This window comes from Pauljensenia sp. UMB10120 (assembly GCF_030212035.1).
GTDB lineage: Bacteria > Actinomycetota > Actinomycetes > Actinomycetales > Actinomycetaceae > Pauljensenia > Pauljensenia radingae_A.
In genome coordinates, this window is the sequence record NZ_JASODH010000001.1 from 278,410 (window position 1) to 290,700 (window position 12,291).

At 60.3% G+C, this 12,291-nt stretch carries 10 protein-coding genes; 4 read left to right on the forward strand and 6 right to left on the reverse strand.

Annotated elements, in window-relative coordinates; all coding sequences use genetic code 11:
* Positions 1–41 precede the first annotated feature (41 nt).
* The 4 genes from QP093_RS01220 to imuA' are packed head-to-tail and all read right to left on the reverse strand — an operon-like array spanning position 42 to position 5,964.
* Complete coding sequence (locus tag QP093_RS01220; RefSeq protein ID WP_285014154.1) at positions 42–3,203, reverse strand: DEAD/DEAH box helicase; 3,162 nt, start codon at positions 3,201–3,203, stop codon at positions 42–44.
* 33 nt (positions 3,204–3,236) lie between these two features.
* On the reverse strand, positions 3,237–3,827 hold the full coding sequence (locus QP093_RS01225) for a thymidine kinase (protein ID WP_285014156.1): 591 nt from the start codon (positions 3,825–3,827) through the stop codon (positions 3,237–3,239).
* Between the two features lie 57 nt (positions 3,828–3,884).
* Entirely contained in the window at positions 3,885–5,441 is a 1,557-nt protein-coding gene (locus tag QP093_RS01230) for a DNA polymerase Y family protein (protein WP_092648537.1), read from the reverse strand.
* A gap of 1 nt (position 5,442) precedes the next feature.
* Positions 5,443–5,964, reverse strand: a complete 522-nt coding sequence (imuA', locus tag QP093_RS01235) for a DnaE2-dependent mutagenesis accessory factor ImuA' (RefSeq protein WP_285014157.1) — start codon at positions 5,962–5,964, stop codon at positions 5,443–5,445.
* 130 nt (positions 5,965–6,094) lie between these two features.
* Between imuA' and QP093_RS01240 the strand changes: the two genes are divergently transcribed.
* Positions 6,095–6,634: a YbhB/YbcL family Raf kinase inhibitor-like protein gene (locus QP093_RS01240; RefSeq protein WP_257525469.1), complete on the forward strand. Its 540-nt coding sequence runs from the start codon at positions 6,095–6,097 to the stop codon at positions 6,632–6,634.
* A gap of 56 nt (positions 6,635–6,690) precedes the next feature.
* On the forward strand, positions 6,691–7,152 hold the full coding sequence (locus QP093_RS01245; RefSeq protein WP_058236891.1) for a tRNA (cytidine(34)-2'-O)-methyltransferase: 462 nt from the start codon (positions 6,691–6,693) through the stop codon (positions 7,150–7,152).
* Here the strand turns inward: QP093_RS01245 and QP093_RS01250 are convergent.
* The gene (locus QP093_RS01250) at positions 7,149–7,634 is read right to left on the reverse strand and encodes a hypothetical protein (RefSeq protein ID WP_285014160.1); all 486 of its coding nucleotides are present in this window, start codon (positions 7,632–7,634) and stop codon (positions 7,149–7,151) included. The genes QP093_RS01245 and QP093_RS01250 overlap by 4 nt on opposite strands.
* Positions 7,635–7,850: 216 nt before the next feature.
* Between QP093_RS01250 and lpdA the strand changes: the two genes are divergently transcribed.
* Together lpdA and sucB are read left to right on the forward strand one after the other, a co-directional pair.
* Positions 7,851–9,227: a dihydrolipoyl dehydrogenase gene (gene lpdA, locus QP093_RS01255; protein WP_058236612.1), complete on the forward strand. Its 1,377-nt coding sequence runs from the start codon at positions 7,851–7,853 to the stop codon at positions 9,225–9,227.
* Positions 9,228–9,251: 24 nt separating this feature from the next.
* Positions 9,252–11,087 (forward strand): 2-oxoglutarate dehydrogenase, E2 component, dihydrolipoamide succinyltransferase, encoded by a 1,836-nt coding sequence (gene sucB / locus QP093_RS01260; protein ID WP_285014163.1) that lies wholly within the window; start codon positions 9,252–9,254, stop codon positions 11,085–11,087.
* On the opposite strand, the gene QP093_RS01265 is transcribed toward sucB, so the two are convergent.
* Positions 11,084–12,259 carry a protein kinase domain-containing protein gene (locus QP093_RS01265; RefSeq protein WP_285014165.1) on the reverse strand — a complete coding sequence of 392 codons (1,176 nt, stop codon included), beginning with the start codon at positions 12,257–12,259 and terminating at the stop codon, positions 11,084–11,086. The two genes, sucB and QP093_RS01265, sit on opposite strands and share 4 nt — an antisense overlap.
* Positions 12,260–12,291 lie beyond the last annotated feature (32 nt).

A 12,291-nucleotide genomic window follows, 5' to 3' on the forward strand; every position in this document is an offset into this window, starting at 1 on the left:
TCCACCATCATATCGAACATCTGTTCGATTCTGTAGCGGTCTTATCCGTCGATCAGCGCACGCAGGTCAGCCACGTTAAGGCGCGTCCACTGCCCCGCGTCCTTCTGATCAACAGCCGCATCAACCAGGGATGTCACAAGTTCACGTTTGCGTTCCTGCAGTTCGACGACTTTATGTTCAATGGTGTCGAGGGCGACCAGACGGTACACACTGACAGGACGTTCCTGCCCGATGCGGTGCGCACGATCCACTGCCTGTTCTTCCACGGCCGGGTTCCACCATGGATCCATGACGAACACGTAGTCCGCTTCCGTCAATGTCAGTCCTGTCCCCCCAGCCTTCAGGGAGATGAGGAACACGTCAGCGTCCCCCTCGCGAAACTGTTGAATCACTGAGCGGCGATTGCGGGTTGAACCGTCGAGCTGGACACAGGAAATGGAGCGCCGCTTCAGCTCCTCCCGGATTCGTGCCAGGTAGGACGTGAACTGGCTGAACACCAGAGCCTTGTGACCTGCAGGCAGAATCTGCGTCAAGTGGTCCACCAGCACGTCGATCTTTGCCGACCCAATACCTTGGAAGTGTTCATCGACCAATGCCGGGTCAAGGGCCAGCTGGCGCAGTCGCGTCAGCGCGGCCAGAATGTCGATGCGGTGCCGTGAAGCGTCGTCAAGCAGATCGAGCAATTGGACGCGTATGCGCGTCAGATACTGGTCGTAGATCTGGCGGTGTTCAACTCCCAGCTCCACACCGACGGTTGTTTCAGTCTTGGCGGGAAGATCAGGTGCCACTGCTTCCTTGGTGCGTCGCATGATGAACGGTCGGATCGCTGCGCTCAACGCTGCGGCGGCGTTCGCGTCCCCCTCGTCAATGGGCCGTAAGATACGTGTGCTGAACGTTTTCCAGCCGGGCAACAAGCCGGGAGCAACCAGGGCTGCGAGCGCCCACAGATCCGCTGCGGAATTCTCCACGGGTGTACCGGTCACTGCGAGTGTCCACGGCCGGGACAGCTGCATGAGCAGGCGGTGGATGACAGTGCGCGGATTCTTCACATGCTGCGCTTCGTCGATCACCAGGCCGCCCCATTCGCGCGCTGCCCATTGGTCTGATTCCAGGCGCGCAATGGTGTATGTGGTGACGACGATGTCGGCATCGCGGATGGCACTGTCAAGTGATTCGTCGCGACGTTTGGAGGTTGACGTAATGTCGACGACTCGCAGCTCGGGTAGGAAGCGTTCGGCCTGTTCAACCCATGTGCCGACGACGGAGGTCGGTGCCACCACCAAAACTGGCGGCTCGGTGCCACCAGCGCGTTGCGACGCGATCGAGGCGAGGATTTGCAAGGTTTTGCCCAGGCCCATATCGTCAGCGACAATGCCACCCAATCCGTTGTGAATGTGGGAGGTGATCCACTGATGACCGTCGACCTGGTAGGGCCGAAGATCCGCATTAAGGGTGTCAGGCAGCGGCAACGGATCGCGCGCACCTCGGGCAGTAAGCACGTCGATAGTGCGGCGCAGGGAGTTGGGCACGGTGAGCGAGTCCGTCAGGTCGTCGAATTCTTCCCACAGCCCCACATGCATGCTCGATAGCTGCAGGTCAGATTCAGTGAAGCTGCCGCCCAGTTCCTGCGCGTTGTGGAGCAGGGCGCGCAGCCTGTTGATACGAGCGCTGTCGAGGGCGACCCACGTCCCCTCAACCAGCATATGATCGCGTCCATCGGCAAGTGCGGTGAGGACATCAGATAGGGCGACATCACTGTCACCGATGCGGATGCGTATATGGACATCAAACCAGTCGGTGGATGAGGACGGTTCAGCGTCCGTGTGGATCGTCAGTTCCTCATTGCTGATGCTCAGTGCCCGCACATCAGGGTCCACGTCCCATTGCAGAGCGTCGGCGGTCACCTCGTCGAGGGTGGCAAGCAGTTCCGGGGCTTTCCAGGCGGGCATATGGATGGGTGTGCCGACGGTCAAGGGCGCGCCGGTGGGAAGCGAGATCTGGCCGATTGCAGACTGTACGCTGCGTGCCAGGTGCGTGACATCGGGGTCTGTACTGTCGTAGGCGGTGCGCACATGAGAGGTGCCGACAGCTTGATCGACCCACCAGCGCATCACGACGTGTTCGATGTGATCCATACTGACGCGTCCGACGATGCTTGTCTTAACTGAAACGTCTGCGCTCACTGAGTCGTCACTGGACATGACCGGGTTGGTGCCGCTGAGCCGAGGAAGCCACTGGGCATGGAATTCGGCCGCGTCTTCAGCCGGAATGATCAGCGGTGAGGCACCTTCGAACGCGTCGAGCAGATGCGCCCCTGAACGAATATGTGCGACTGTGCGCCCGGCGTTGAAGAATGCCAGCTGCGTGGCTGCGCTGATGCGAACTCGGGCGGCGATGCGCGCACCGTCGGTGAGCACGGGTTTGATGAGAATGTCGCCTGTTTCGCCAGTGCGAGTGGTGTCGAGACTGACGTGCCAGGGAGTCGGGTCGACGCTCAGTGGTGTGAGCGGGTCGAGGTCAACGAACATGTCAAGGCCGGCTCGCGTAGCTGCCTCAATCCACGGCCCTGCCTGCACGCCCAGCGATTCCAGTGTGACGTCATTTGGTGAGCGGTACGTTCCATCTGAACGTGAGTGGCGGTAGGCCTGCCTGATCAGCGCGACGTGTGTGGGGTTGAGTCCATCTGTGACCGATTCCCACTGCGTGGCGGTCAGGTCCTGCCACGTTGCACGCTTCGTGGTCCACGCGCTGTGCATTCCAGGGCGCAGCGGTGTCAGTGCAATAGGTTCACGAGGGTTATGCGTATCAACCAGTAACGCCAGTGACTGACCCTCCATCGCCGTGGTGCCGGAAAGGGTGCGCAGCCTGTCACGCCATGTGGGGCCCTCCTCCGATTCTGCGGGCACGGAGCGCACGGCAAGTAAGGCTGCCACACTGTGCGGACAGTCACGTCCGATCGCACACGCGCAGCTCAGATCCAGGTGTACAGGGGCGCCGTCACGCAGGCTCACCCATGTGCGGTAGGTCAATCCGGGGCCTTTGACGCGGCACTGGGCTTCGCGTTCTGACGTGAGGTCGGTGTCCAGGACGTCGCCTCGGGTAAAGAACGCCAACCCTTTTGCCCACGTTGCCGGACCTACTCGCATCATGATGTCGTCGTCACTGAGGTGGTGAACATACGTCACGATGTCGCGTGGAGCCATCTTTCCAGTTTATGACGCCGCGCGCGCAGATGCTCAGTCTCCCAGCTTCCCGCCTGATTCACGCAGGTAGCAGCGTGCGCACAGTGATTCATATCCTGAGTCGACACCGTCGATCGCGACCTGTCCGCCGTCAAAGATGAAGGAGCCATTGACGATGCGGCCGTTGAAGACTGCTTTCTTTCCGCATCGGCAAATCGTTTTGAGTTCTTCGAGGCTGTGCGAGATTTCCAGGAGGCGGCGAGCACCGGGAAATGCGTTGGTCCGGAAATCGGTGCGAATGCCGTAAGCCAGGACGGGGATGCCATCGATGACGGCTACCCGCAGGAAATCGTCAACCTGACGTGGGGTGAGAAATTGCGCTTCGTCCACCAGGATGGCGGAGGTGGAAGCCATGCGGCCGGTTGCCTCGAGCGCTTCAAAGACGTCATCGGTGGAGTCCAGAAGGACATCAACGGTGCGCGTTACTCCCAGACGGGACACCACTGTGTCGTTGCCGCGCACGTCGACGCGCGGTTTGATCACCAGGACATGCTGGCCACGTTCTTCGTAGTTGTAGGCAACCTGAAGCAGTGCGGTTGATTTGCCTGAGTTCATCGCTCCGTATCGGAAGTACAGTTTCGCCACAGCTTCCCTTTCCTCGTCGACCGTGTCCTCCTGAGCCTGATGGTACCCGAGCTCGTTTTATTCAAAGAAACCTTCGATCCACCATCTGCCTGACTGAAAGCTCAGCAGGACGTCGCTTCCGTCCCGACTTGCAATGACATAGACACGTGCCGAACGTTCTGTTGTCTGTTCCTCCCACCAGCGCCCTTGGACAACCCAGATGCCCTGCACCTGCACGATGGAGATCTGTTCCCTGGCGCGCACGATATGTGTGGGCGGTGCGCTGAGGTATCCGCGTTCAGTCACCACGACAGGAGTCAGCCCGGCGCGCACCTCAACCTGCTCGGGTTTGTCCAGCATCACTGTGGGCGCGCGCAGCAGAGCGCCGTCCCATTCTCCTTCGCTCCTGACGGGCTCTTGTCCCGGGCTTCCCCAAGGGGAAGAGTGCACACGCGACCGTGGATCGAATCCTCCCTGCATACATACCGCGCGCACTCCCTCGGTGCCGACCACTGACTGCACCCGCAAAGCGGCCCGTTCAGCGCGTCGACTGCTCTCCGGCCCTGCCCACAGCTGGTCCGGCATTACTGTGTCGTACAGGTCGCAGGCCACCACCTGCATCGTGCTCAACCCACCGGCATCGCCATCGTCCTGTGGAAGCAGGCGGTCAAGCCAGCCGCGTAATTGCCAGCGCAGACGATCAACAACTTCACTGGGGTCCAGGCAGTTCACCCCACACCATGTGCGCTCACAGTCCTGTCCTGTTGTCGTCGCGACGCGGATACTCAGCGCGTGCGCGTTGACACCCTGGCTCCACAGTTTCTGCCGCAGATTTTCCGCCACTGCTCGAAGCTGCAAGGCAACCATGTCAAGACTGGTCACTGGGTCATCGAATGTGCGTTCCACGTTCACCGCTGAGGTGGTGCGTGCACGCGGCGCAATAAACAGGTCGCCCCCGCTGGCCAGGCTCCACAGGTCCTCCCCTGAGCGCCCGAATCGTGACAGCAGCGCTTTCTTGCCGACACGCAGCACATCAGCACACGTTGTCACCCCCAGGTCCTCAAGCACCTCGATCGCATGATGTGCGTCCTGTGTGCGTTGACACGGCACGATGCGTGGAATATGCGCCAGCGGTATTTCACTCACATACTGTTCGGCACAGGTGGCGGGAACGATCTCATCAGAGCGGGCGGCCCATATTGCTGTCAGTATCCCCGTCGCAATCCCCACGTGGCATTCGACCCCGCATTCCTCAACGATCGTTTCAGTCAGTTTTTGTGCGAGTTTTTCTTCCGATCCAACCCACCGCGCCGGGCCTGCAGCAGGCGCCCATGCCAGTCCTGGCCGCAGGCACGTCACATGTGCGGCCACCCGGTCGCATGCATCGAGCACATGTTCGAATGCGGCATTTTGCTCAAGCGGATCATCTGGGTAGATCAGTGCGTCGGGGCACAGATACTGCGCAGTCGTCAAGAGCATCGACGTGCGCACACCTGCGCGGCGCGCAGCCAGTGTCGCAGCCTGCACGCGACCATTTGACGCAATAATGGCTCGCCCTCCTGGCGGCGTGTTAACTGCAAGTGACTGGGTAGGCCAGTCGGGAACCCACACCACCACGCGTCTGCTGGCCGCCATCTCAGACCGCCTGCTTCGTTGGAGCCACCAGACTTGCAGCCAGCGGACGCGAAAGACCGATCCACGGGTAGGCAGTGACGATCCGTATCCCGCGTGTGCGCGCTCTGCCTGCCAGTTGGCGCTGTTCGCGCACGGTCAGTTCGACCCGCCCCACTGCGACGACATCCACGCCGTCGATCAGGGTACTCAGGATCTGGACAGCACAGCGATCCGGGTGCGGCACATCGATGACGCGTTCGAGTTCAAGTCCCATGTTCGATGCCGCTTCCCACCCCATATTCGCCACGCCGACAAATGCGCACCACGCTCCGTGCGGTGCCAGGTCAATAACGGCGCGGATCAGGTGAGTCGCAGAGGGCTCAACGTGAAAAATACAGCCCACCGGAGCCTCGGCGTCGTGAGCACGTGAGTTCAGATGGCGTTGGATGTCATACTCGTCGCGATGACGCACGCCAGTTTCTTCTTCCGCCTGAGCAAGCGCTGCGCGTGCGCCCTCCAGTCGTTCGCGTGCACTCAATGCCATTCCCCCTCCTTTCGAACAGATGTTCGATATCATAGGACACTCCCCCGGCATCTGGAGCTCATCCGCCAGTCGCCCTCGAAAATCACGCACAGCACGACTATGGTGGATATCTCAAACGAAAGGAGCAATGGTGAACCTCAACGATCGCCCAACAGCCCCCGATCCCTACGATCTCCTGCCTGTTGACGCTACTTTTCCCGTGACTTCCAACGACATTGTTGACAACCAGACTCTTCCCGCCATCCACAGCGCCGAGGGAGGAAACGTCTCACCCCATCTGGCGTGGAGCGGCTTCCCCGAGCAGACCCGCTCATTCGTCGTCACATGTTTCGATCCGGACGCCCCCACACCGTCAGGTTGGTGGCACTGGATAATCGTGGACATTCCTGCCACGCAGACCGAACTTCCACAAGGTGCCGGATCCTCCGACCTTGACCTTGACGGCGCCGCTTTCCATATTCGCGCAGACCACGGCGACCATTCGTACTACGGAGCCGCCCCGCCGCCTGGAGATCGCCCGCACCGCTACATTTTTGCCGTTCACGCACTGGACGTCGAAACCCTCGAGGTGGACGAGGACGCCTCGGCCGCCCAGGTTGCCTTCGCAACCATGTTCCACACGATTGCACGAGGGAGACTGACGGCAGTCTTTGCCACGCCTCAGGAGTAAAAGATCACGACGCGCCATGTCGCTGTCAGCGCCCGATAGGGGGCAAGATTGAACACGTGTTACATGTGATCTTTTATGAACCGCGCATCCCGGGCAATACGGGAGCCGCCATCCGGCTTTCCGCATGCACCGGATCGATGCTGCATCTGGTTGAGCCACTGTGCTTCGACATGGATGACGCGAAACTGCGTCGCGCCGGCCTGGATTATCACGACTTGGCGCACGTGAAGGTTCACCCCAACCTCGACGATGCACTGGCCGGCATTCCCGGAAAGATCTGGGCATTTACCGGACACACAACCACGATGTACACCGATGTGTCCTACAGCGACGGCGACGGGCTGATGTTTGGCCCCGAACCGACCGGTCTGCCTGAGGACGTGATGGATGATCCGCGTGTGACGTCGCGGGTCCGTATCCACATGTGCGAGGGGATCCGGTCACTCAACCTGGCGAACTCGGCTGCTATCGGCCTGTATGAGGCCTGGCGTCAGATCGGATTCCCGCACTCGTGCTAACTGCGGCGCCTCGGCTGGCGTTCGATCTGTTCGGCAAGTTCCACGATACGACGCGGATTTGACCACCACAGCCACACCAGTCCGACGACTGCCAGCAGCAGCGGCAGATAATAGTATTCCGCGCCGAAACGACTCCACGGGGATCGCTCGGATGTGAGCTCGTTGATTCCCCAGAACGACAGTCCGACGATCAGTGGGCCGACCGTCTGAGTGATGACACTGGCCCATCCGACCATGCGCATGCGGCGCCCGTTATGAGTCAACGCCGCTGCTGCAACGAGGTACAGCAGTGAGGCGACCAGGGCGAGCACATAGGGCCCCAGCGGTTCCTCGCCCCGACTTGTCAGGCTACGAATCGACACGACCGTTGTCCACGCACCGAAAAGCCAGTACGCGGCAGGAACAAGGCGGCCCAAGCCCCATGACGGGCCGCGATCATCTGCCACGCTTTCTGCTGGCTGTGGTGCCGGCGTAACACCCATGGACAGTGTCTCCTTTCAGCAACGGCGGTGCTGTCGCATATGACATAGTACGGCCCAGAAGCGACAAAACGGCCGTTCTTGGCGCGATGGCGCCAGATATGGGATGGCGCACCAAAAGTTCCCACGTACAAGTCAGAAAAAAACCGCTGCAAGTGGGACAATAGACCCAGTTGGTCCATGACGGTCCACACGAGTCCAACTTTGAGGAGTGAATAAGTGAGCGAGCCCGATTACGACATCGTCATCTTAGGAGCAGGATCCGGCGGATATGCCGCTGCCTTACGAGGCGCCCAATTAGGACTGAAAGTTGCACTGATCGAGGGAGACAAAGTCGGGGGCACATGCCTGCACCGCGGCTGCATTCCAACGAAAGCCTATTTGCATGCCGCTGAGATCGTCGACACGGTCAAGGAATCCGAGCACTTCGGTGTGAAGTCCTCCTTCGAAGGCGTGGACATGCCACAGCTGATGAAGTACCGCGACTCTGTCATCAAGAAGCTTTACAAGGGCCTGCAGGGGCTGATTTCCCAGCGAAAGATCGACGTGATCGAGGGATGGGGCCGTCTGACCTCCCCCACCACGATTGACGTTGACGGTCGCACCGTGACGGGAAAGAACATCGTCCTTGCGACGGGGTCATACTCGCGCTCAATCCCCGGTCTCGAGATCGGTGGCCGTATTATCGCCTCTGAGCAGGCGCTGCAGATGGAATGGGTGCCCGAATCCGTGGTCGTCCTGGGCGGCGGTGTGATCGGCCTGGAGTTTGCCTCCGTGTGGTGTTCACTGGGTGCTCAGGTCACGATCATCGAGGCACTGCCGCACCTGGCCAATAACGAAGATGAAGCGGTCTCAAAGCAGCTGGAGCGCCAGTTCCGCAAGCGCGGCATCAAGTTCCACACGAATACGCGTTTTGCCGGTGCCACGCAGGATGATTCCGGCGTTCACGTCACGACCGAAAACGGTAAGGAAATTGACGCCGACATTCTGCTGGTCGCAGTCGGACGCGGTCCTGTTACCAACGACTTGGGTTACGAAGAGGCCGGCATCACGATGGATCGTGGTTTCGTAATTACCGACGAGCGTCTGCGCACCGGCGTGGGCAACGTCTACGCTGTGGGCGACATCGTCCCCGGATTGCAGCTGGCTCACCGTGGCTTCCTGCAGGGAATTTTTGTCGCCGAGGAGATCGCGGGGCTCAATCCTCAGGTCATCGATGAGACAGGAATTCCGCGCGTCACCTTCTGTGAACCGGAGATCGCCTCTGTTGGTCTGACTGAAAAGCAGGCTCGTGAAAAGTACGGTGACGATGCCGTTCACACAGTCGAATACAACTTGGCTGGCAATGGCAAATCAAATATCTTGAATACCAGTGGTTTCGTCAAGCTGATCAACGTCCAGGATGGCCCGATCGTCGGGTTCCATGCCGTGGGTGACCGTATGGGTGAACAGATCGGTGAAGGCGAACTTATGGTGAATTGGGAAGCGTATCCGGAGGATCTGGCCGCGCTGATTCACACTCACCCCACCCAAAACGAAGCAATTGGTGAAGCAGCTCTGGCCCTTGCCGGCAAACCTCTTCACTCCCACAACTGAGTCACGCATAAAGGAGATTGAACGATGGCGACAGCAGTGAAGATGCCCGCTCTGGGCGAGTCCGTCACTGAAGGAACAGTGACAACGTGGCTCAAGCAGGTGGGCGACAAGATTGAAGCTGACGAACCGATTGTGGAAGTGTCCACCGATAAGGTCGACTCTGAAGTTCCCTCCCCCGCCAGCGGCGTTCTGCTCAAGATTCTGGTTGAAGAAGACGAAACCGTTGAGGTCGGAACCGAGATCGCCCTGATTGGCGAGGAAGGTGAAGAGGCTTCAGCGGACGAGGCAGGCGACGAGGGCGACCAGAGCGCCGATGAATCACAGGAAGCTGCCTCCGAGGAATCTGAACCAGAGCCGGAAGCCGAATCCAGGCAGGCCCCTGCCTCGAGCGGCGGTAACACCACCGAGGTCACCATGCCCGCCTTGGGCGAATCAGTCACTGAAGGCACGGTGACAACCTGGCTCAAGCAGGTCGGTGACGAGGTCGAAGCAGATGAGCCGCTTCTGGAAGTGTCCACTGACAAGGTCGACTCTGAAGTTCCCTCCCCCGCATCCGGTTACCTGGTGGAAATCCGGGTGGAAGAAGACGAAACGGTGGAGGTCGGCACCGTGGTGGCCGTGATCTCCGATCAGGCCGGCGGCGCAGCATCTGACCAGTCGGCGGAAAAGAAGACGGCAGATGCTGTCGCACCCGATGAGCCGTCGGAAGATACATCGGCTCCATCCCCATCGGCCGAGCCGCCCGCACCTCGTCAGGCGCCTCCGGCACCCCCTGCGCCACCCGCACCGCCTGCACCCCCGGCTCCTCCGATGCCGCATCAGCCAGGCGATTCGGATAAGAAGGAATTCGAGACGCCTGAAACGCTGGCGCCGAAAGCTACCGAGTCCGGCACGAAGGTTGCGGATCAGCCTGAACAGTCCGTTGCTTCTGGTCAGTACGTCACACCGATCGTGCGCAAGCTGGCACGTGAGGCCGGCATCGACCTGTCCACCGTGACTGGCACGGGTGTTGGTGGCCGTATTCGCCGCGAAGACGTCGAAAAAGCCATTGAGTCGTCCTCGTCGAAGGCAGCGCCGGCCGCATCTGGTGGGGCTCCTGCACCGCAGTCATCCGATGAGCCGATCGTCTTCGAGCCGTCTGAACTTCGTGGAAAGACTGAGAAGATGACGCGTCTGCGCCAGACGATCGCAAAGCGCATGATCGAGTCTTTGCAGACAGCTGCTCAGCTGACCACAGTGGTCGAAGTGGATGTCACCCGTATTGCTGCCCTGCGCGCAGCCTCCAAGGCTCCGTTCCAGGAAAAGCACAATACGAAGCTGACGTTCCTGCCTTTCTTCGTCAAGGCCGCTACCGAAGCCCTCGTTGCGCACCCGAAGATCAACGCAACGATCGACGACAAGAAGGTGACGTACCACGATCACGAGCACATCGGCATTGCCGTGGACACCGAGCGCGGGCTGCTGGTTCCGGTCATCAAGGATGCAGGAAGCAAGTCACTTCCTGAAATTGCAGCCTCGATCAATGACCTGGCCAAGCGCACACGCGATGGCAGCGCAGGTGTCGATGACCTGAGCGGATCCACCTTCACGATTACCAACACGGGATCGGGTGGAGCACTCTTCGACACTCCGGTTCTCAACATGCCGGAAACCGCAATTCTGGGCGTCGGAACGATCGTGAAACGCCCTGTGGTTGTCAAGGACGCGATGGGCAATGATTCAATCAGCATCCGCTCGATGGTGTACCTGGCCCTGTCGTACGATCACCGTTTGGTCGACGGCGGCGACGCGGCCCGCTACCTGATGGACGTCAAGCGTCGTCTGGAGCAGGGAGCATTCCAGGCAGATCTGGGTCTCTAGAAATCCTCACCAGGCGGGGGTGCGCTCGAGTTACTCGGCGCATCCCCGCTTGCTATGTCGTGAACACTCAGCGGATGTCCGCCCAGTGTCAGTTCCACGTTGTGTTCAGGCTGGGTGCCGACGCTGCGGCACAGTCCAGCCTCGCAGCGCTGGTGGCTGGCCTGCTGAATGCGGGTGCTGACCGTCACCATCTGCCCGTCGCAGCGAACCGTCACATCGCCCACAACGGCTGTCGACAGATTCTTCAATTCCACACCGCCTGCGACCAGATTCTCTATCAGTGCCTGGTCCGACTCCAGCAACACACCACTGGTTGCATACGTCAGCCCGTCAACATCGCGATTCATCAATGCGCTGTCACGTGAACGCAGCACATCGGTGATGACGTCACGAGCCTCATCACTGCTCGGGCACGCTGATACCGCGCCCGATTCGGAGACGCTCTGTTCAGCATCGCTGCGCACTGCATGCCCGATCACCCATGCGCCGACTCCGAACGCCATACACGCTGCAAAACCGACTTTTGCGTGAGAAGACCGAGGTCGCTTATGCCGTGCCGGCGCGTTCTCATGCTGTGTGAGCTCCGTGTTCGCCGCGCGACGCAGCACCTCCCCTAATTCGTCGCCCACACTGCCGGGGCCGCTGAGTTTGCGTTCAATACGCGCAACGCTGTCCCAGTCGCCCTCGACTGTGCCCTCACCATCGGACCATCCTTCAGTGCCGATGATGCCTTCGGGACCATCGATAATGTCAATGAGAACCGCCTGATAGTCGGGGCGCACCACGATATTGGATGGAGACAGGTCGCCGTGCACTATGCCGTGCTCGTGGAGCGCCTCCACACCGCGCCGGATGGACGCGCTGATGTGCTCGCGCACCTGCCTGCGACGAAGTGAGGGGGTCCCGATCAGCGTGTCGAGTGTGCGACCGGTGACGTACTCCATCACAACGGCACACCGTCCATCGTCATGGCGCGCCACGTCGTGGAGCCGTACCACGTTGTCACAGTCAATCTGCGCCCAGGCGCGCCACCGTGACTCCAGGCGCTGCGCATCGTCAGCTGACCGCAGTGCCAGCAGGCCTGCGTTCCCATCGCGAGTCAGTGTGTGCCACATGGGGCCGGCATGGCTCATCGAGGCCAATGACCGCAACTCGTAGGAATTGATATCCATGCCCCTACTGTGACGGGCCTTCCCCTATGACA